Annotated in this window: 17 protein-coding genes; 12 read left to right on the top strand and 5 right to left on the bottom strand. The window is 67.6% G+C overall.

Annotation, left to right across the window (positions count from 1 at the left end):
* The 4 genes from ACYVDN_RS17945 (at position 1) to ACYVDN_RS17960 (ending at position 4,509) form a co-directional block, all read left to right on the top strand.
* Positions 1–1,203, top strand: coding sequence for an ROK family transcriptional regulator (locus ACYVDN_RS17945; RefSeq protein WP_460573925.1), 1,203 nt, complete (start codon positions 1–3; stop codon positions 1,201–1,203).
* A 61-nt stretch (positions 1,204–1,264) separates the two neighbouring features.
* Positions 1,265–2,167: a 1-phosphofructokinase family hexose kinase gene (locus ACYVDN_RS17950; RefSeq protein ID WP_460573927.1), complete on the top strand. Its 903-nt coding sequence runs from the start codon at positions 1,265–1,267 to the stop codon at positions 2,165–2,167.
* A 298-nt stretch (positions 2,168–2,465) separates the two neighbouring features.
* Entirely contained in the window at positions 2,466–3,836 is a 1,371-nt protein-coding gene (locus tag ACYVDN_RS17955) for a multidrug effflux MFS transporter (RefSeq protein ID WP_460573929.1), read from the top strand.
* Positions 3,837–3,906: 70 nt separating this feature from the next.
* Entirely contained in the window at positions 3,907–4,509 is a 603-nt protein-coding gene (locus tag ACYVDN_RS17960) for a GNAT family N-acetyltransferase (protein ID WP_460573931.1), read from the top strand.
* 37 nt (positions 4,510–4,546) lie between these two features.
* Here the strand turns inward: ACYVDN_RS17960 and ACYVDN_RS17965 are convergent, their stop codons facing one another.
* Complete coding sequence (locus ACYVDN_RS17965; RefSeq protein WP_460573933.1) at positions 4,547–5,104, bottom strand: hypothetical protein; 558 nt, start codon at positions 5,102–5,104, stop codon at positions 4,547–4,549.
* Between the two features lie 264 nt (positions 5,105–5,368).
* Between ACYVDN_RS17965 and ACYVDN_RS17970 the strand changes: the two genes are divergently transcribed.
* Together ACYVDN_RS17970 and ACYVDN_RS17975 are read left to right on the top strand one after the other, a co-directional pair.
* On the top strand, positions 5,369–5,539 hold the full coding sequence (locus ACYVDN_RS17970) for a hypothetical protein (protein WP_460573935.1): 171 nt from the start codon (positions 5,369–5,371) through the stop codon (positions 5,537–5,539).
* Positions 5,540–5,633: 94 nt separating this feature from the next.
* Positions 5,634–5,987: a YciI family protein gene (locus ACYVDN_RS17975; protein ID WP_460573937.1), complete on the top strand. Its 354-nt coding sequence runs from the start codon at positions 5,634–5,636 to the stop codon at positions 5,985–5,987.
* On the opposite strand, the gene ACYVDN_RS17980 is transcribed toward ACYVDN_RS17975, so the two are convergent.
* Entirely contained in the window at positions 5,965–7,260 is a 1,296-nt protein-coding gene (locus tag ACYVDN_RS17980; protein ID WP_460573939.1) for an MFS transporter, read from the bottom strand. The two genes, ACYVDN_RS17975 and ACYVDN_RS17980, sit on opposite strands and share 23 nt — an antisense overlap.
* Positions 7,261–7,481: 221 nt before the next feature.
* Between ACYVDN_RS17980 and ACYVDN_RS17985 the strand changes: the two genes are divergently transcribed.
* Complete coding sequence (locus tag ACYVDN_RS17985; RefSeq protein WP_460573941.1) at positions 7,482–9,344, top strand: glycoside hydrolase family 15 protein; 1,863 nt, start codon at positions 7,482–7,484, stop codon at positions 9,342–9,344.
* Positions 9,345–9,414: 70 nt separating this feature from the next.
* Here ACYVDN_RS17985 and ACYVDN_RS17990 read toward each other — a convergent pair whose 3' ends face one another.
* Together ACYVDN_RS17990 and ACYVDN_RS17995 are read right to left on the bottom strand one after the other, a co-directional pair.
* Positions 9,415–11,586 (bottom strand): NEW3 domain-containing protein, encoded by a 2,172-nt coding sequence (locus tag ACYVDN_RS17990; RefSeq protein ID WP_460573943.1) that lies wholly within the window; start codon positions 11,584–11,586, stop codon positions 9,415–9,417.
* A 529-nt stretch (positions 11,587–12,115) separates the two neighbouring features.
* Positions 12,116–12,535 carry an ArsR/SmtB family transcription factor gene (locus tag ACYVDN_RS17995; RefSeq protein ID WP_460573944.1) on the bottom strand — a complete coding sequence of 140 codons (420 nt, stop codon included), beginning with the start codon at positions 12,533–12,535 and terminating at the stop codon, positions 12,116–12,118.
* A 16-nt stretch (positions 12,536–12,551) separates the two neighbouring features.
* On the opposite strand from ACYVDN_RS17995, the gene ACYVDN_RS18000 reads away from it, so the two are divergent.
* From ACYVDN_RS18000 to ACYVDN_RS18010, 3 genes are all read left to right on the top strand, one after another.
* Positions 12,552–13,025, top strand: a complete 474-nt coding sequence (locus tag ACYVDN_RS18000; RefSeq protein ID WP_460573946.1) for an SRPBCC family protein — start codon at positions 12,552–12,554, stop codon at positions 13,023–13,025.
* 116 nt (positions 13,026–13,141) lie between these two features.
* Positions 13,142–14,008 carry a sugar phosphate isomerase/epimerase family protein gene (locus tag ACYVDN_RS18005; RefSeq protein ID WP_460573948.1) on the top strand — a complete coding sequence of 289 codons (867 nt, stop codon included), beginning with the start codon at positions 13,142–13,144 and terminating at the stop codon, positions 14,006–14,008.
* 306 nt (positions 14,009–14,314) lie between these two features.
* Positions 14,315–16,738 (top strand): glycoside hydrolase family 5 protein, encoded by a 2,424-nt coding sequence (locus ACYVDN_RS18010; protein ID WP_460573950.1) that lies wholly within the window; start codon positions 14,315–14,317, stop codon positions 16,736–16,738.
* On the opposite strand, the gene ACYVDN_RS18015 is transcribed toward ACYVDN_RS18010, so the two are convergent.
* Positions 16,717–17,862, bottom strand: coding sequence for a carboxylate-amine ligase (locus ACYVDN_RS18015; protein WP_460573952.1), 1,146 nt, complete (start codon positions 17,860–17,862; stop codon positions 16,717–16,719). The two genes, ACYVDN_RS18010 and ACYVDN_RS18015, sit on opposite strands and share 22 nt — an antisense overlap.
* Positions 17,863–18,068: 206 nt before the next feature.
* Between ACYVDN_RS18015 and ACYVDN_RS18020 the strand changes: the two genes are divergently transcribed.
* On the top strand, positions 18,069–18,830 hold the full coding sequence (locus tag ACYVDN_RS18020) for a class II glutamine amidotransferase (protein ID WP_460573954.1): 762 nt from the start codon (positions 18,069–18,071) through the stop codon (positions 18,828–18,830).
* A 145-nt stretch (positions 18,831–18,975) separates the two neighbouring features.
* Positions 18,976–19,890, top strand: a complete 915-nt coding sequence (locus tag ACYVDN_RS18025; RefSeq protein ID WP_460573956.1) for an NADP-dependent oxidoreductase — start codon at positions 18,976–18,978, stop codon at positions 19,888–19,890.
* The last annotated feature ends 20 nt before the right edge of the window (positions 19,891–19,910 follow it).

Raw genomic sequence — 19,910 nt, forward strand, 5'->3', positions numbered from 1 at the left:
GTGACTGAAGCTCTCCAGGCGCCGGACGCCATGCCGACCCGCGGCCTGCTCGGGAGCAACCTCGACGGCGTGCGCCAGCACAACCTCGGCACCGTGCTCAGGCTGGTGCACGGCATGCAAGGCCGCTCCCGTTCAGAGCTCACCCGCGCGACCGGGCTGAGCCGTTCGACCATCGGTGCGCTCGTCGGAGAGCTCTCGGCACTGGGCCTGGTCTCCGAGACGGAGCCCCGCGAGTCGACGGGCGTCGGACGACCGAGCCCCGTCGTGCGGGCCAACCCCTCCGTTGTCGCGGTGACTGTCAACCCGGAGGTCGACGGCGTCTCCGTCGGAGTCGTCGGGCTCGACGGAACCGTGCACCGGCAGGTGAAACACCCCACCGACGCTCCCCCCAGCGCGCAAGAGGCCGCGCGCATCGTCTCGACCGTGCTGGACGGGCTGCGCGCCGTGATCGACTCCGGCCTGCGCAGGGTCGCGGTCGGCGCTGCGGTGCCTGGGAGCGTCCGTGAGGTCGACGGCGTCGTGCGCATGGCGCCGCACCTCGAGTGGCTCGACGAGCCCTTCGCGGAACTGCTCGAGGACGCAACAGGACTTCCCGCACTGGTCGCCAACGACGCGAGCCTCGGTGCAAACGCCGAGCACCTCTTCGGCGCGGGCCGCGGCATCGACGACCTGATCTACCTCAACGGCGGTGCGGGCGGCATCGGCAGCGGCGTGATCACACGCGGCCTTCCGCTGCTCGGCGGCTCGGGGTACGCGGGCGAGCTCGGGCACACGCTCGTGAACTCGGCGGGCGGTCGGTGCCACTGCGGCGCGATCGGATGCCTCGAGACCGAGGTCTCGCAGGCCCGCCTGCTCGAGGCGCTCGGCATGCACGACCCGCACATCCTCGACGAGGCCGTTCGGCATCTCGACGGGAAGGGTCGTGCCGAGGTCGAGCGACAGCTCGGATACCTCGCGGTCGGCATCCGTAACGCCGTGAACATCCTCAACCCGAAGCGCGTGGTGCTCGGCGGATTCCTCGGCGTGCTGCTCGACGCCGCGCCAGGGCTCCTCGAAGAAGAGGTGCGTGCTCAGTCGCTCAAGGCGTCGGCGGAGAACGTCGACATCGTGCGCGCCGAGCTGGGAGCCGACGTGCTCACGATCGGAGCCGCCGAACTGGCCTTCACCAGGCTGATCGCCGAGCCGACAGTGCTGCAGCGCTGAGCGAATCGTCACACGACTGCACGAACGAGGAGCCTCAGCCGCCAGCCCGTAGGCTGCCAGCGTGATCATCGCGCTCGCACTCTCCGCCAGCCTCGACGTGACCTACGAGGTCGACGTGCTGCATCTCGGCGACATCACCCGTCCGGCGGCCGTCACTCGAGTCGCAGGGGGCAAGGCGCTGAACGTCTCACGCGCCGCCTCGGCGCTCGGGGCGCACGTTCACGCAGTCGCCGCACTCGGCGGTGCAACCGGGGAGTGGGTGTCGGCCATGCTGGCCGACGACGGGGTCTCGGCCACCGTAGTTCCGCTACGGAGCGTGACCCGCACCTGCATCGCGATCGTCGAAGCGGCCGGATCGGCGACGAGCACCGACGTCTACGAACCGGCGACCCCGCTCGAACGGAATGAGTGGGATGCCTACGCGCGGGCAGCAGAGACGACCGTCACCGAGGCCGTCACCCGCGGCGTGTCACCCTGGGTGGCTCTCTCCGGATCGATCCCGCGCGGTGTGCCGCTTGGCGAGCTCAGCTCGCTGCTGGAGCGCCTCAGCGCTGCCGGTGCGCGGATCGTCGTGGACGGCTCCGGCGAGGGCCTCAGAGTAACAGCGGGCGTGGCGGATCTCGTGAAGGTCAACCGGCGCGAAGCGTCAGAGCTGCTCGGCGTCGGGCTCGCGACCGCCGCCGATGCCTGTCGTGCGCTGCGCGAGCGTTACCGCCTCGACGCTGTGGTCACCGATGGAGTCGAGGGGTCCGCAGCACTGATCGGAGAGATCGCAGGCTCGGTGCCTGCGCCACGCACCTTCGGCCGCTTCCCGGCGGGCAGCGGCGATGCCTTCCTCGGTGGGTTGCTCGCCGCCTTCGACCGCGCAGCGGACCCGCTGCAGGCGCTCGCCGCGGCCGCCGAAGCGGGGGAGCGGAACGCCATGGTGCCCGGTCAGGGTCGGCTCGCCCCTGACCGGAGCTGACCCGAGAAAACAGTCTGCAAAAACTCGCCACGGGGACTGGCGTTCACCCAGGCGGCATCCGATAAGATGGGTTTCGAATCGATTCGAGTTGGCCGTTGTCTGCAAGGCCCGAGTCCACAGGGCTCGAGATCGACGCGATTCGTCTCCCACCCCTCCTCACGGTGATCGGATGCTTGCACCTCGCAGCCGGTCCCGCAGTTAGAGCACTCCGTCACACGTCGACCTCGCCCGGATACGAATGTCTACCGCCACCCAGCCGCTTCCTGTCCTCAAGGACCCCTCCATCAACGATGAACTGATGTCAGACGACGTCGATACTTCGACGGCCGGCATCACCGTGGTCGGCGTCACGGCCGGCATGCCCACCGGCGGCATCGAGATCGTCGAGCCTCGCAAGTCGCGCCGTGCATCGAAAGCCGAGAGGGCGCCTCGCACCGCGGCCAACCCGGTCGTGCACCCCGGTGACGCCCTGCCGTCCAGCCGGCGCGTGGCGTACATCCTGATCCTCGGCGCGCTCACGGCGCTCGGGCCGTTCACGATGGACACCTACCTTCCGTCGATGCCGAAGCTCGAGTCGGACTTCGGGGTCTCGACGGCGGTCATCCAGCTCACCCTGACCGCGACGACCATCGGATTCGGTCTCGGGCAGCTCATCGTGGGCCCGTGGAGCGACAAGGTCGGGCGGCGCATGCCGCTCATCCTCGCGACGGCGGTGCACATCCTCGCTTCTGTCGGCGTCGCCATGGCGCCGAACGTCGAGGTGCTGAGCGTGTTCCGCCTGCTGCAGGGCCTCGGCGCCGCAGCCAGCGGTGTCGTCGCCATGGCGATGGTGCGCGACCTGTTCAGCGGGCACCGGCTCGTCACGATGCTCTCGCGCCTCGCGCTGGTGAACGGCCTCGCTCCGGTGATCGCGCCCGTGCTGGGTTCGCAGCTGCTGCTGATCATGCCCTGGCGCGGAATCTTCTGGGTCATCGCCACGTACGGCGCGGTCATGCTCGTCTGCCTCGTGCTCTGGATCAGGGAGACGCGGCCGAAAGAAGCGCGCATCGCCTCGGGTCAATCGGGTGTGCTCCAGCGCTTCAAAGTGGTGCTCAGTGACCGGGTCTACATCGGTGTCGTCATCGTCAGCGCGATGAACTTCTCCGGTCTCTTCGCCTATCTGTCGTCGAGCTCGTTCGTCTTCCAGACGGTGTACTCGTTCAGCGCTCAGCAGTACGGCGCGCTCTTCGCCGCCAACTCGGTCGGCATCATCATCGGCGTTCAATCCGCGGCGCGACTGGCGAAGCGGATCGGCCCGCAGTGGGTGCTGGCAGGGTCTACGGCGGTGATGACCGTCGCCGCGGCGCTCATCGTCGTGCTCGGCAGCTCCGGCGTCGGCATCTGGGGGGTCATCATCCCGCTCTGGTTCTTCATCTGTGCTGCGGGCTTCGGCTTCCCCTGTGTTCAGGTTCTGGCCCTCAACGGGCACGGGGCTCAGGCCGGAACCGCCGCGTCCCTGCAGGGTGCCGCCAACTTCTCGATCGCGGGCCTGCTGTCGCCGCTCGTCGGCCTGCTCGGCGTGGCCAGCGCCGCGCCGATGGGTATCGTGATGCTCGGCTGCTCGCTGGTGTCGGTGTGCGCGTTGTGGTTCGTCGTGCGGCCCAAGACCGTGCCGCCGCTCGCGCGCTAGCCCCTCGGAGGTTCCCCGGGCCGCACCTCGGCGCACCCCACGAAGCTCACACGACAGACAGGAACAGGCCTTGGCAGACATCCGCCCCTATCGCCCGACCGATCGCGACGACGTCTACGAGATCTGCGTGAAGACGGGCAAGTCGGGAACGGACGCCACGGGATGGCTGGACACCGACGACCTGCTTCCTGACATCTACGCTCTGCCGTATGTGGACCTCGAGCCCGACTTCGCGTTCGTGGCCGACGTCGACGGCAAGGCCCGCGGGTACATCCTCGGGGTGCCGGACACGGCCGCGTTCGTCGACGAGGTGCGGCGCGAGCGGCTGCCCGCCTTCGATGCGAAGTATCCGCTCACGGGCGAGGACACACCGACCCAGCGGTTCATCCGCGACGGCCGGAATCCGGAACGCATGCTCATCCCCGAGCTTGCGGAGTACCCGGCGCACCTGCACATCGACCTGCTGCCCGAGCTTCAGGGGCAGGGTCTCGGACGCATGCTCATGCGCACGCTGATCGCACGGCTGAACGCCGAAGGCGTTCCTGGCGTGTGGTTGGGGTACGCGGCCGACAACGTCGGAGCCGGTGCGTTCTACCGGCGGCTGGGATTCACCCCGCTGCCGTCGAGCACGGACGGCACCGTGGTCGGACTGCGCACCGACGCCGAGGTCTGAGCGGCCGGGTCTGAGCGGCCGACGGCTGTGTCGCGGCTCAGAGCCAGGAGAGCAGCGAGACGCGCTCGAACCAGTACAGCCACTCCGGCCGCGAGGACCGCATCTCCGACAGCGTAATCGAGTCCGAAACATTCACGATCGGCCGATCGAGCACCTCGGCGACGTCTTCCATCGTCGATCGCGGCCAGTACTGACCCCGCAGCCGCACGCGCACCACTCCCGCCCGGTCGAGCACGAACAGATTCGGCTGGGTGTCGAGGGTGTTGTCGCGGTAGAGCTCGATGAGGCAGATGGTGCCGATCTCATCGTTGGAGATCTCGTTGACCTGGCCGAGGAATCCGCGCTCGCGCACCCCGCGAGGCGAGACCGTGACCGACGTGCGCCTGAAACGCAGGATGAGCAGCAGCACCACCACCGCGGTCAGAACGTGCAGAGCCACGACCCACGGCCACGAGCCCTCGGGGATCGTGAGCCAGTACGCCACCGCGAACACCGGGGTGGTGAGCGCGAGGGTGGCGATCACCCCGTTCACGAGCAGGTGACGGTGCGGATGCAGCACACGAGTGCTGGTCGTGATCACCTGCTCGGATAGCACAGACGTCCCCTCACCCCGCTGACGATCAGCGTCCGTTCCAGCTTGACGACGCCGGTCGGCCATGAGCTCGACCTTGAATCGACGGAAGGTGTATTTGCCCGGTCAAGTCGCCGTCTTCGTCACACTAGCGGGGATCGCCTGCGGATAGAACCCCCATTCCGCCCTTTTGCTCGTTTTTGTTCGATCACGCAACACATCCTTACGAGTAGGTTGGTAGTCGTGGTGCCGGAGCCGGTGCCCGTTGATGGGAAAGGTGTTCCGGCAGTGAATGTCATTGCATTGATCGTGTCGTTCGTGCTGTTCCTCGGTGGCATGGTCATCATGGGCTACGCCTCCCAGGCTGCCGGATGGGAAGCCCTCGCATTCTTCAGCGGCATCATCTGCATCGCGCTCGCCTTCGCCATCCCGGTGCACGTGCTGGGCAAGACCGAATAGAGCCTCGCGCGAGGCGGGTGTCGAAACCAGGGGCCGCCGTTCGACGTGCTGGTGAGGGCGCATCAGCGCCGCAGCTCACGAGACGAGGACGAACATGGCGAAGTATCTGCTGGTGATGGTCGGCAACGAACAGCGTTGGGACCGGATGACCGAAGAGGACTGGCGCGCGATCGACGACGGTCACCGCACGCTGCGGGAGCGCGCAGGCAGTGCGATCCTCGCGGACGGGCAGCTCGAGGGCTCGGCGAAGTGGACGACGGTGCGCACGGGCGAGGCCGGCGTTCAGACCGCCGTCGACGGACCCTTCGCGGAGACGAAGGAGATGATCGGCGGGTTCTACGTGATCGACGTGCCCGACCGCGAAGCCGCCGTGTCGTTGGCGAGGGAGCTCGCCGAGACCCGCGCGGACCACAGCGGCGTCGAGGTCATTCCGCTCGTCGTGCACTGACGTCGGCGTGCGGCGCTGTGCGCTCGTGCCTCGCGGCGACCCCCGCTCGTCGCGAGGCGAGCCGTTCGAGCACCGCGTTGGCAGCACCGGCTCCGACGACGACGAGCGCGGCCACCAGCGGTGCGAACGCCGCCACGTAGGCGCCCGACGACTGAGCGACGGCTCCGACGATGGCGGAGGAGGCCGACTGACCGACGATCACGGCTGATCCGAGAATCGTCATGACGGTCGCAGAGCGGCCGGCCGGGCTCCTCTCGGCAGCCAGGCTGTACTGGGTGACCAGCGTCGGTCCGACTCCGATCCCTGCGACGAAGAGCGCGATCGCCACGGTGAACACCGAGTGCATCAGGGGCAGCAACGCCGAGCCGACGAGAAGGATGACCGCGAACATCAGCCACCGCGCACGGAGCCGGAAGCGCCGCGGGAACCACGCGACGCTGAGCGCAAGGGCGGCGGAACCGATTCCCATCACGCCGTAGATCAGGCCGGCGGACTCCGGGGTGTTGCGGTCGGTGAGGAACGCCGTGAGCGCCGTGAGCATGGCGCCGAAGAACAGCCCCATGCCGAGCACGCCGACCGCGACGACGAGGATGCCCGGCCGGAACAGCTCGGAAGTCGGAGCCGGCTTCACCTGGCCGTCGCCGCCGTGCCTCACCGTCTTCGCGGTCGGATGCCACGCAAACGCCGTGACGAAGACGAGCGTCAGCACCGCGGCGCCGATCACCGGGGCTGCGGGGTTCAGCGTCGTGGCGAGCAGCCCGACGATGAACGGCCCGAAGACGAAGACGCTCTCGTCGGCCGCCGACTCGTACGCCATCGTGCCGTTGAGCGTGTCAGGTCGTCGCTCGGCAGGGATGTGCCGGGAGATCATCTCGACGAGCCGGCTCCGCGACATCGGCGACACCTGGGGCGCGGTCGCGCCGATCACGAACGCGATCACGAGCACCACGGCATCAGGGAGCGAGCTGAACGCCACCCACGCCATGGTCAGAAGGGCGAGACTGCTCACCACTCCGCTCAGCAGCATCACCGGGCGCTGTCCGAACCGGTCCGCTGCGGCTCCGATCAGCGGGCCGAAGATGGCCGTGCCGATCCCGGTCATGGCGGAGACCAGACCGCCGAGCGCGAGGTTGCCGCGAGCGGAGACGATAAGCGTCATCACGCCGACGACCATCATCGCGAACGGCAGCCGCGCGAGCAGGGCGATGGGGAAGTACGCGAACCCGGTCGCGCGCAGAAGCGTGACGGGGCGTTCGTCGGTCGGCGTGCTCATGTGTTCTCCAAGGCGGCGATGCGTGCCGCCTTGACCGACCGTGCGAGAACGCCGGCCAGGTAGATACACGTGGTTGACATCCATTCTCCCATGGCGATGGCGGCCGCCCTGGTCGGCGTTCTCGGCACTCCTGCAGCGAGCCGCCGCGTGCTAGAAAGAAACCGGATGCCTGACCTGCCCGAGATCGACTCCTTCTTACGACCCGTTCGAGAGGATCCGCGATGGCGAAGCAACCCCTGATCTCACACCACGGCTTGATCGGCGACCTGCAGACCGCTGCGCTCGTGTCGACCGACGGCAGCGTCGACTGGCTCTGCCTGCCGCGATTCGATTCGCCATCGGTCTTCGGATCGCTGGTGGATGCCGACGGCGGCGGCTTCTGCCAGATCCGCCCGACCACCGATGACTACGTCACCAGACAGCTCTACCTGCCGGACACCGCGGTGCTGGTGACCCGGTTCATGACCGAGGAGGGTGTGGCGGAGGTCATCGACTTCATGCCGGTCACCGACCAGGAGGAGTCGTCGAAGCATCACCGTCTGGTGCGCATCGTGCGAGTCGTTCGCGGACAGATGGGTCTCTCCTTCGAGATCTCGCCGGCGTTCGACTACGCGCGCCGCAAGCACACGATGGAGATCACCGACGAGGGCGTCGTGTACGGCTCGGGTGACGAGCAGCTCACGGTGCATATGGCAGGCAGCCTGCTCGACGAGCTGAAGCTCGAGCAGAGCGACGGGCCGAACGGGCCGCGACTTCGGGCATCCGGAACGCTGAAGGTCGGAGACCTGGGCGGGGGCATCCTCGAGTTCGGCCCCGTCGGGGCGCCGCGTCGCTTCACCGTAGAGGAGGGACGCAGGCTGTTCGACGAGACCGTCGGGTTCTGGCGAGGCTGGCTCGGACAGTCCACCTATCGCGGACGCTGGCGCGAGCAGATCAACCGGTCGGCGATCACGCTCAAGCTGCTCACGTACGCGCCCTCGGGTGCGCTCGTCGCGGCACCGACCGCCGGGCTACCAGAGCAGGTCGGTGGCGAGCGCAACTGGGACTACCGCTACACCTGGATCCGCGACGCGTCGTTCTCCGTGTCCGCGCTGCTCGGCCTCGGCTTCGTGAGTGAGGCGCGCTCCTACATCGACTGGCTCTCCGATCGCATGCACGAGCACGTCGGCTCGGGCTCAGGCCCGCTGAAGATCATGTACCGGGTGGATGGCTCGTCGAACCTCGACGAGGAGTCCCTCGACAACATGACCGGGTACCGCGGGTCGAAACCGGTGCGCATCGGGAACGGTGCGTCGGATCAGCTGCAGCTCGACATCTACGGCGAGGCGCTCGACGCGGTCTACTTCGCCGACCAGCACGGCGTCAGCATCGGCCATCAGACCTGGACCGAGCTGTCGGCGATGCTCGACTGGCTGACCGAGCACTGGGATCAGCCCGACGAAGGCGTGTGGGAGACAAGGGGCGGGCGGCAGAACTTCACCTACGCACGCATCAACTCCTGGGCGGCGTTCGATCGGGGCATCCGACTGGCCATGGCGCACGGACGTCCCGGCAACATCGAGCAGTGGACGATCGAGCGCGACAAGATCTACGACCAGGTGATGACGCGCGGCTGGAACGAGAAGCGGGGAGCGTTCACACAGCACTACGCGACCGACGTGCTCGACGCATCTGTACTGCGCATGGTCACAGTGGGGATGATCGCGGCGGATGACCCGATGTGGTCATCCACTCTCGCGGCCATGGAGCAGGAGCTCGTCTCCGACAGCCTCGTCTATCGCTACAACCCCTCGGCGTCGCCGGACGGACTGCGCGGGTCGGACGGCACGTTCTCGCTGTGCACGTTCTGGTACGTCGAGTCGCTCGCTCGGGCTGGACGCCTCAACGATGCGCGGCTCACCTTCGAGAAGATGCTGACCTACTCCAGCAGCCTCGGCCTTTACGCGGAGGAGATCGGTCTCACCGGCGAACAGCTCGGCAACTTCCCGCAGGCGTTCACGCATCTTTCGCTGATCAACGCGGCCCTCGTGCTCGACAAGGCGCTCGACGCGGCGTCACCCGCAGGGCGCCCCGTGGGGTGGTGAGCGTAGACCCCGTGGGTTGAGGAGCGCGCCCACGGCGCGCTCCTCAACCCACGAGGAACCGCACTCGTGGTTACTGCGTCGCGACCGCGAACACGTGGATCGAGGCGTTGGTCGGCAGGGTCACCGTTTCCACCGTCTTGCCCGCGGTGAGCGGGATCGAGTTGTAGAACACGCGGTACGCGTACGCCGAGTCGCCATACCCGGTCGGGGTGTTGCGTCCCTGTGTGGAGATGGCCACCTGCGAGCCGAACTCGGTCGCCGACGAGAACGACCAGTTCGGGAATCCGACCTGGCCGGTCGAGGTCGTGCCGTCGGTGTAGGCGACGGTCACGGTGCCCTGCACGTCGCCGGCCTCGGAGCCGAGGAAGGCGAGCTTCGTGCCCGAGCCGGACATCACGACGGTCTGGCCGTTGGCCTGGACGTTGTCGTTCGTTCCGGCCGCCGCAGACGGCCACGTGAATGACGCTCCACCGAAGTTCACCGTGCTGCCCGGGGTGACGCCGACGGACTGCAGCTGCTCCGCGGAGAAGCTGTTGCCGGTTCCGTCGAAGTCGCCGTCGGCATAGTTCGTCGAGTCGGTGATGCCCACGTTGTTGAACGCTGCAGCCAGGTTCGGGTACGGCACGTTGGTGTAGACGTCGTCAGCGCCGGTCACCGTCGCGGTTGCGCTCTGCGACTTGTAGGCGACGGATGCCGTCAGCTCCTCGGTGTGCGGACCGGGCGGGGGAGTAGGAGCCGTCACCGCGAATGACACGGTGTCCGATGCCCCCGGCTTGAGCGCGTGCACGGTCTGCCGCGACCCGGAGACCGTCCATCCCTTCGGAACGGAGAGGGTGACATCCGCCTTGCTCACCATGAGCGGGCCGTTGTTCGAGACGGTCACATCGACGGAGCTCGTGGTGCCGTCCTTGCCCTGGTTGTTCCGGAGCGAGACGGCGAGCGTGGATGGCAGGCCCTTGGTCGCGCCCTGGTGCACGCGGTACATCACGGTGCCGTGTGCCGGGACATCCGCAGAGATGACGCCGTTGGTCACCGAGCCCTGGCCGCTGACCAGATCGGTGAGGGTGAACGGACCGGATCCCGTCATGCCGACGGCGCTCGCCGTCGTGCTGATGGTCTGCGATGAGGTGCCCTTGTTGAAGAGCACGACCGACACGTCGCCGTTCTTCAGCGGCTTGGTCAGCACGTCGTATCCGGTGCCCTGCTGGGCGATGTGGCCCTGCGCGCCGAGCGCGTCCTGGTCGACGGCGATGATCCTGTCGTTGCCGAGGATGGCGAGCGCCTCAGGCGACAACTGGGTGAGGTCGGTGCTGCTGATGAGCGGCGCCGCCATCTCTGCCCAGAGCGACATCTGGCTCTGCATCTCGGTGGTGGACAGACCCGAGTCGCCGGTGAGCAGGAAGTCGGGATCGTTCCAGTGGCCAGGGCCCGCGTACTGTCCGAGTGGCACGTTGTAGGAGTAGTTGTAGGCGATCGCACTCCACTTGGCGGCGCCGCTCTCCTGGCCGAGTGCGGTGTCAGCGCCCTCGCGCCACAGGTTCGCGACCTTGCTCGAGGCGGAGATGACGTTCTGCCAGTCCGATCCGCCCTGGAAGTACGCGGGCGCGGAGTCCGAGAACACAATGGGCCGGCCGGTGTTCAGCAGCGCCTGGCTGAACTGGTTGTACAGCTGGATGTAGGTCTGCGCACTGGTCTGTCCGGCGATGGACGGCACGTTGCAGCCGTCGAGCTTGACGTAGTCGACACCCCAGGATGCGAAGGTGTCGGCATCCTGCTGGTAGTGGCCGTAGCTGCCCGGAAAGCCACCGCACGTCGTCGTGCCGGAGTCCTCGTAGATGCCGAATTTCAAGCCCATGGCGTGCAGCTTGTCGGCCAGGTACTTGATGCCGTCCGGAAAGGTGGTCGGATTCGCGACGAGCACGCCGTTCGCGTCTCGAGACTGCATCCAGCAGTCGTCGATCGTGACGGTGTTGTAGCCCTTCTTCGCGAGGCCGCTCGAGACGAGGGCGGCGCCCTGATCGAGGATCAGCTTTTCGTCGATGTTGCACTGGTAGTACGACCAGTCGTTCCACCCCATCGGTGGGGTGAGCGCCAGACCGTTGTATGACGTCGACGCAGCTCCGGTTGCGGCGCTCGAACTCTGCACCGTCGCAGCCATCACCGCACTGGGGGCTGCCAGCAAGCCGGCGATGATCAGCGCTGCGCTTGCCCCCGCAAGCGCAGCAGCACGACCCTTTCTCATGCGATCTCCTTCTTCGTTCGATGCCCCCTGTGCGGGGGCCGTTTCACGCTACGCCGCGAAGAAGTGATTGAATAGGGGGTTTTGCAGTCACTTTCGATCAGTTTTGTGCTCGAAAGTGTCAGGTGCGGTGGGTGCCTCCCTGCCTCCCACCCCACGACGCACCCAAAGTCGTCGCCACATTTCGCGGAATGCCGCGCGGCGATTCCGCAACAAGTGGCGACGACTTTGGGCCTGGGTCATCCCCGCATTCCCCACGCTGAGCTGTTCCCTCGGGCCATACCCGGGTCATCCCCGTCGGGCCATGCCCCGAGTCATCCCCGTCGGGCCATGCCCCGACATTCCCCACCCGGAGCCTCCTCTCGCGCAGGTCGTCGCCACTTGGTGCGGAATCGGGGTGTTGGTTCCCGCAGAAAGTGGCGACGGCTTTGGGGTCGGTGGGATGGGGTGGGGTCGGGGCGAGGTGGCGACGACCTCGGCCGGCTCGGCGGCGGTCGGCGGCGACGGGTTGGGCGCCGAGGCGGCGCCGCGCTCAGCCGGCTGAACGGTCGTCGGTGTCGGTGTCGGTGTCGGTGTCGGTGGAGGTCGCGGCGGTGGCGGTGGGGGTCGCGTTGGCGGTGGCGGCGGCGGCGGTGGCGTCCAGCCGCTCCAGGAGTTCGACGGCGGCCCTGGCGTACTCGTCGATCCAGCGATCGTGGATGCGCTTGATGGGCAGAGGCGCCAGCGCGAGATGGCGCTCCCGTCCGATCTTGCGACCCGTCACCAGGTCGGCTCGTTCGAGCACCCTCAGGTGCTGCAAGACCGTCGTGCGATCGAGGTCGGGAAAGGCATCGCAAAGCTGACCCGTCGTGCACGAGGCGACCTTGAGCACATCGAGCATGCGCCGGCGAGTGGCGGAGGCGAGCGCCTTGAACACGAGATCGTCGTCGGTGTTGACGCGATCCGGAATCATGTTGTAAAAGTATCACATGAACGAAGATCAGCTTGAAGAACTCGTCTTCACCGTGTCGGGCCGGATCAGCAGGCCGCCTTCAGAGGTCTACGAGGCGGTCGCCGATCCGGAGCAGCTGTCCCACTACTTCACGACGGGTGGCGCAGCGGGCAGGCTCGAAGCCGGGGCTGTCGTCTCCTGGGACTTCCACGACTTTCCCGGGGCGTTCCCCGTGACCGTCGTCGAGGCTATGCCGCCACGACGGATCGTCATCCGGTGGGCGGGTCGCGAGACGACCGACGAGAGCGGGCACACGACGACGACGTTCGAGTTCGAACCGGTCGACGGCGGATCGCGAACGCTCGTGACGATCACGGAAGCGTCCTGGCGCGCAACGCCGGACGGTGCGAAGAGCGCGTTCGGCAACTGCGAGGGGTGGACAGGCATGCTGGCCGCGATGAAGGCTTGGCTCGAGCACGGGATCAACCTGCGCGAAGGGTTCTATGCGTAGAGCGAGGTAGAGCCGAGCCGTCGGGTCAAGCGCCGCTCGCGCACTGTGTTCTCAGCCCCACACCAAAATCGTACGGTGGTAGCTTTCTGTGTATCCGAGCGAAGGGGTCGTGAGCGATGAGTACGGACAAGGTCGTTTCGAGCTGGTCGTTGCACCGCACACTCGGCAGGTTCACGGCCGGTGATCTGAGGGCGACTCGCGGCGCATCCGGCGAACGGCCAGCCGACCGCTTCGTGGGTCGCATCGAGGCCTCGGATGCCGCCGACGGCGCTCTGGAACTGCTTGCCCTGCCCGCCGAGCTGCGTCGACGCGGCTTCGACGGGGTGCAGCTGGTGCACTTCCACCTCCCGAGCCGCTCGCCGGAGTACCTGGCGGCTCTGCGCGCGGCCCTGGAGGAGAACGACGTGCGGCTCGACACGTTCCTCGTCGATGACGGCGATCTCACGCATCCGTCGGATCCCGAGGCGAACGAAGACTGGATCAGCGAGTGGCTGACGGACGCCGAGGCCCTCGGCGCCACGCGGGCGCGGGTCATCGCCGGTCGGTCGGCGCCCTCCGCCGAGACGATCTCGCAGAGCGCTGCTGGGCTGCGCAGGCTCGCTGCCCGGCATCCCGACCTCAGGATCGTCATCGAGAACTGGCACGAGCTGACGCCCGACGCGCGATCGGTGAACGCGATCCTGGATGCCGCGGGCGACGACCTCGGACTGCTGGTCGATCTCGCGAACTGGACGGGACCGACCACCTGCGACGAACTCGCCGCCATCGGCGGCCGCGCAGAGACCTGCCACGCGAAGTGTCACGTGGGTGATGTCGGATTCGCGGAGGAGTCGACCGGAGTGCGCGACTACCTGGATGCGCTCGGAGCGATTCGCGGTGTCGGCTTCTCCGGCTCGCTCGCCCTTGTCTACGACGGTGCGGACCCCGACGAATGGGCGATGCTCGACCGCCAGCACGGGGTCACGGGAACGGTGTTCGCGTAACGCGCTGGACCTGCATATAGAGACAGTGCAAACGGGTCTCGATACGCGTCGACCTGCGGTCGGCGCCACTCGACCTGCGGTCGGCGCTACTCGACCTGCGGTCGGCGCTACTCGACCAGCGGTGTCGACCGATAGCTGACAGCTTTCGGTGCGACGGCTATGAAGCCACGCCCGCGGACTTGCGCGCCACGACGTCTGCGTGGATGCTAGAGCGACAACTGGGTCAAGTGACCAACATTGACGTGACCACACCACGGCATCCCGCGCCAGTCGTCAGAACCCGCTCCGACCGCACGAAGAGGTGCCATGAGCTCTGTCCGTCGTCCCCTCGTCGCCCTCGGCACGACGGCCGTGCTGGTCATCGCAGAGGCGATCGCCGATCCCACCGGACTGCTGGCGCTCGTCGGATGGCCGGGCGGACACCTCGAGGCGCTGTGGTGGCAGTGGGCTCCGTATGTCGTCTTCGTTCCCGTGCTGCTTGCGGTGGTGTGGTGGTCGGCGGTGCGCGCGGGCGCACGCTTCTGGACCATGGCTGCCGGCACCACCCTGGCGGTTCTGCTCGCCCAGGCGGCGACCTGTCTTGCGATGACCGGCAACCCGATCGTGGCGGGGTGGTCATCCGGGTACGTCACGGCAAAGGCGATTCCCGCAGCGCTGATCGTCGCCGCAGTGACGAGGCTCGCCGGTGGACGACGCACGGGGGAGCGCTCGCCGCGGGTGTTCCTCGGCACGGTGTGGCCGGCCGCAGTGCTGTTCGGCGCGATCGCGCCCCTGCTCAGCGGACTGTGGTGGACGGGTGCTGCATACACCCCGGTCATCCCCGCGCCGCGTCCGGACCGGGGAGCGGTGACGATGCTGCTGGGCGTCGCCGTGCTCGTCGTGTGCAGCGGCCTCGCGATGCGGTGGATGCGTCGCCGTGTGCCCGGCGTGCTCGGCGTGTGGCTCGGAGCCGTCGTCGGGGGAGGGATGCTCGGGCTCGTGCAGGCCGTCGTCGGAGTCTTCGCCGACAACGGGTTCGCGGGCGATTTCTGGCCCCTGATGGCCGCCTACGTGCATGTGGCCGACGGCTTGGCTTTCGGGGCGTGCGTTGGCTGGATCCCCGCGGCGCTCGCCGTGGTGGTCGACGCCGTGCTGGCCCGCCGCACCGCGACGCAGCGAGGCATCGCGGCCGGACGAGTCGTGTGGACGACCGCCGTTGTCGCGGTGGTGGCGCTCGTCGTCGGCCTCGCGATGCCCGGGGTGGCGGATGCCACGGCGCAGGTCGCGCGCGAATCGCGCAGCAGCGGACAGGCATCCGCCCTCCGCACCACAACGGGGCCGGACGGCACCGGCGTCGCCATCCCCTCGGACTTCCTACGGTCCGACGGCACCCGGATCGTCGACGGTCACGGCAACACCGTGCTGCTGCGCGGCGTGAACGTGAACCAGCTCGTCGACTTCTACCGGCCGCGCGCTGATATACCCGCAACCCGGCCCCTCACCGAGAACGACTTCGCTCAGATCGCTGCCTACGGTTTCGACGTGGTGCGACTGAACCTGTCGTGGTCGTCCCTGGAGCCGCAACGCGGTGTCTTCTCGCAGAGCTACCTTGCGCGCATCCGACAGGCTGTTCGCTGGGCAGGAGCGCACGACCTCCGCGTGGTTCTCGACATGCATCAGGATGCCTGGTCGAACGAGCCGACGCAGCCCGGCACGACCTGTCGCCCGGGCACCGATCCGACCTGGGGATACGACGGCGCGCCGTCCTGGGCGACCCTCACCGACGGCACCCCGCGGTGCCAGTTCACTGGTCGCGACATCTCGCCGGCCGGCGACCGCGCTTTCCAGAACTTCTGGTTCGACACCGACGGCGTGCAGCAGCAACTCGTCGACACCTGGGGAAGGATCGCGAAGGTCTTCCGCAACGACCCGACGGTCGCGGGATACGACCTGATCAACGAGCCGGGCTTCGGCGAGACGGCACCGGTGACGACGTCGTACCTGCTGGGGCAGTACTCGTCGCGTGCCATCGACGCGATCCGCGCAGCAGGCGCCCCGCAGATCGTGTTCGTCGAGCCGAGCATCCTGTGGTCGGGTCTCGGCTTCGACAGCGGACCCGAGCCGGGCTTCACGAGCGACCGCAACATCGTGTTCTCACCGCACCTCTACGCGGAGTCGATCACGATGGACTACTCCCTCGGGCTGCCGACGATCATCAGCATGCAGCGCCAGTTCACGCTGGCCGAGCGAGTGGCCCAGCAGTACGGCGCCCCGCTCTGGTCGGGGGAGTACGGGTACTGGGGATCCGACGACTCCGTCGACTCGCGCATGGCCGAATACGCGGGCCTCGAAGACGCGAACGCCCTCGGCAGCGCGTACTGGGTGTGGAAGCAGGCGTGCGGCGACCCGCAGAACGGCATCACCGACGTGTCGTCGTCCCTCGTGCGCGAAGATTGCTCCACCGGCGCCGACGTTCCGGGAGATGCCGTGCTCCTCGGCACCCTGAGCCGTGCCTACCCGCGAGCAGTGCCCGGCAGGATCACCCATCTGAGCGCCGACGGCGCGAGGCTGAGGATGACCGGCGATGCCGGCGGCGCGGGTGCGAAGTGCGGCATGGATGTCTGGCTGCCGGGAACCACCCGGCCTCAGGTGACCACCACCGGCGTCTCGCACGTGGACGTCATTAGCCGGCCCGGAGGGTGGGAGCTGACCGGATGTGCAACAGGGCGCTACGCGGTCGACGCGGACTGAGCCGTCCTTCTCGTCGGCTCCTCCGAGCGATTACGCCGTCCCGCGTGGGTCACCGCGAGCGCATCGTCGATCACGTCCCTGAAGCTGGCGCCCCTTGCATACGACGCCCGTTGTCTCTGGGACCCGCCGCCGTTCTGCAGCACGCGGCGCAGACTCGCCTGCGCCATCCCGAGATCGCCGTTGAGAGCGAGTGCGGCCTCGACATGAGCAAGCAGAGCTCCGGCGACCTCCGGGCCCTGGGCCGACCCGGAACCCTTGGGATTCGGGAGGCGACCGGTGGTCGCGGTGAGCGCGGCTTGCCACTCCGCCAGCCGGAGCGCGGCACCGGAGGTCGCCTCGGGCGGAGTGCCGAGCTGCCATTCGGCTGAGGCGGTGTCGGCGAGCGCGCGAACCAGTGTCGCGATGAAGACGGTGTCACGGGCATCCATGCACACGTCGGCGACACGCACCTCGATCGTCGGGTACCTGTGCGACAGGCGCGCATCGAGATAGAGCATTCCGGTGTCCATGATGACGTCGGTCGCGAGCAGTTCGCGCTCGAACGCGTCGTACGCCTCGGCTGAGCCGAACAACTCGGCCGGGCTGGCGCTCGGCCACTGGTGCCAGGCGCAGAACCGGTAGCTGGCGTACCCGGTGTCGACGCCGTTGGCGAAGGGGGAGTTGGCGCTCAATGCCAGCAGGACGGGAAGCCAGTTGCGGATGCGATCCAGGATGGCGACGCCCTCGTCACGGGACTCGATGCTCACGTGAACGTGCAGCCCGCACACGAGTGTGCTGCGCCCGACATACCCGTACCGCTTCACCATCTCTTCGTACCGAGGGTTCCTGGTCGGGTGCGGGATGAACGGCAGGGGCGACATCCCGAGCGCAACGGCGCGTGCGCCGAGCGGTACGACCAGCGAGTCGACCAGCTCGCGACCGGTAGCCACGTCGGCGAGCAGTTCGGAAGTCGACGCGTGCGGCCGGGATTTCACCTCCAGCATCTCCTGATGGATCTCCGCGTCGACCTCGGAGCCGTGCCTCCTGGCGCGCGCCGTCGCGAGAGCGAGAGGAGCAACGGGAAGCGGAACGCCGGTGTGCGTGTCGACGAGGAGCAGCTCCTCTTCGACCCCGAGCGTCCTCATGAGCGGAAGACCCCCAACTTCCTCATAACTGGAAGTATGCGCGACCGGATCGAGCCTGTGTGAAAAACGTCGGATGGCTACCGCGGGAGGGGGAGGCTCACTAGTATTTCGCCTGTCAAAGGGAGCCCATCATGTGCCGATGGCTGGCTTATTCAGGTGAACCTCTCCGACCCTCGCTGGTGATTCTCGATGCCAAACATTCGCTCGTGAAACAGTCCCTGAACTCGCCGCTCGGCGCGGAGACCGTGAACGGCGATGGGTTCGGATTCGGCTGGTATCCGACGGGAACCAAAGACCCGACGCCCGCCATCTTCCATAGCACCGACCCGGCGTGGAACGACATCAACCTGCGGGAGCTCACGAGCGCGATCGAGAGCCCGATGTTCTTCAGCCACGTGCGCGCTGCTGCGGCGCCGCCGATCCAGCAGTCGAACTGTCATCCGTTCCGGCATGACAACTGGCTGTTCATGCACAACGGCGCCATCGTCGACTTCCACAAGATCAAACGGGAGCTGACCTTCGCCGTCGACCCGTCGTTGTATCCCGAGATCCTCGGAACGACCGATTCTGAGGTTCTTTTCTATCTCGCCATCACGCTGGGCATGCAGGATGACCCGATCGCCGGCCTCGGCGCTGCCATCCAGATGGTCGAGAAGGTGGGCCGTGACGCCGGCATCGCCTTCCCGATGCAGGGAACCGTGGCGATGTCCGACGGCGCGTCCATCTGGGCGGTGCGCTACTCATCGGCGGGGCGGTCGCGTTCGCTCTTCCACTCGGTCGACGCTCCGACCGTGCGCGAGATGTACCCGGACATGAAGCAGTTCGAGGTGTTCGGAGAGAAGGCGCAGCTGGTCGTCTCCGAGCCGTTGAACGACCTCCCCGGGTTGTTCAAGGAGGTGCCGGAGTCCACGGCGGTCATCCTGCGCGACGGGACCTACGAGCACCGGCCGTTCCTCGACGCGGCATGACGTCAGCAAGTGGACCTTTTCGTCCACTTATGGATACCATGATGCGGCGTCGAAGAACGCGGTGGGCAGCTGGGCATGAGGCAGCGTTGTTGCGCAGTCGGGAGCGGGTTCCTCGGCGACGAATCACCGATACGAGGAGGAACTGATGAAGGCGATCATCGCGACGGATCGTGCCGCAGTAGCGTCCGGCATCACCTTGGCGGAGCGGCCGGAGCCGAGACCCGCGATCAACGACGTCGTCGTCGAGGTGCATGCATCCGGGTTCGTTCCCGCCGAGTGGGAATGGCCGTCCACCTGGGTGGATCGTGCAGGGCGGGACCGCGCTCCCGCGGTGATCGGGCACGAGTTCGCCGGAGTCGTCTCCGCTCTGGGCTACGGCACGACGGGCCTTACCGTGGGGCAGCGCGTTTTCGGCATCACGGACTGGCACCGTGACGGCACCCTGGCCGAGTACACGGCGGTGGAGTCGCGCAACCTCGCACCGCTGCCGGGATCCGTAGACTTCGTGGTGGGCGCGAGCCTGCCGATCTCCGGCCTCACCGCATGGCAGGGTCTGCTGCACGGCGGACTCCGAGCGGGCCAGACCGTCATCGCGCACGGCGCTGCAGGGGCTGTCGGGTCGGCCGTCACGCAGCTCGCCAGGGAGTTCGGCGCCTACGTGATCGGAACAGGCAGGGCCGCAGACCGTCAGACCGCGCTGGACTTCGGCGCCAACGAGTTCCTCGACCTCGCCGCCGACGACCTCGGCGACGTCGGACAGGTCGACCTGGTCTTCGACGTGATCGGCGGTGACATCCAGGCGAAGTCCGCGGAGCTGATCCGCGGCGGCGGCACTCTCGTGACGATCGTGGGCGGACCGGAGCAGCCGCCGGCGGGTGTGCGCGTCGTCGACTTCGTCGTCGAGTCGGACCGGGCTCAGCTGACCGAGATCGTGCGGCGGGTGGGCGACGGCCGTTTCCGCACGAACATCGGCACCGTTGCGAGCCTGGATGACGCACTCTCGGCACTCAATCCGACGGTGCGCCACAAGGGCAAGACGATCATCAGCGTGCGTTCGTAGGCGCCGGTAAGGAGCACAAC

The sequence above is a fragment of the Humibacter soli genome, assembly GCF_054779035.1.

Coding starts and splice junctions, on each gene's coding strand:
- ACYVDN_RS18025 (WP_460573956.1), top strand. CDS start 18,976: ATGAAGGCGATCATCGCGACGGATCGTGCCGCAGTAGCGTCCGGCATC.
- ACYVDN_RS17995 (WP_460573944.1), bottom strand. CDS start 12,535: ATGATTCCGGATCGCGTCAACACCGACGACGATCTCGTGTTCAAGGCG.
- ACYVDN_RS17985 (WP_460573941.1), top strand. CDS start 7,482: ATGGCGAAGCAACCCCTGATCTCACACCACGGCTTGATCGGCGACCTG.
- ACYVDN_RS18015 (WP_460573952.1), bottom strand. CDS start 17,862: ATGAGGACGCTCGGGGTCGAAGAGGAGCTGCTCCTCGTCGACACGCAC.
- ACYVDN_RS18000 (WP_460573946.1), top strand. CDS start 12,552: ATGAACGAAGATCAGCTTGAAGAACTCGTCTTCACCGTGTCGGGCCGG.
- ACYVDN_RS18005 (WP_460573948.1), top strand. CDS start 13,142: ATGAGTACGGACAAGGTCGTTTCGAGCTGGTCGTTGCACCGCACACTC.
- ACYVDN_RS17980 (WP_460573939.1), bottom strand. CDS start 7,260: ATGAGCACGCCGACCGACGAACGCCCCGTCACGCTTCTGCGCGCGACC.
- ACYVDN_RS17975 (WP_460573937.1), top strand. CDS start 5,634: ATGGCGAAGTATCTGCTGGTGATGGTCGGCAACGAACAGCGTTGGGAC.
- ACYVDN_RS18010 (WP_460573950.1), top strand. CDS start 14,315: ATGAGCTCTGTCCGTCGTCCCCTCGTCGCCCTCGGCACGACGGCCGTG.
- ACYVDN_RS17955 (WP_460573929.1), top strand. CDS start 2,466: ATGTCAGACGACGTCGATACTTCGACGGCCGGCATCACCGTGGTCGGC.
- ACYVDN_RS17990 (WP_460573943.1), bottom strand. CDS start 11,586: ATGAGAAAGGGTCGTGCTGCTGCGCTTGCGGGGGCAAGCGCAGCGCTG.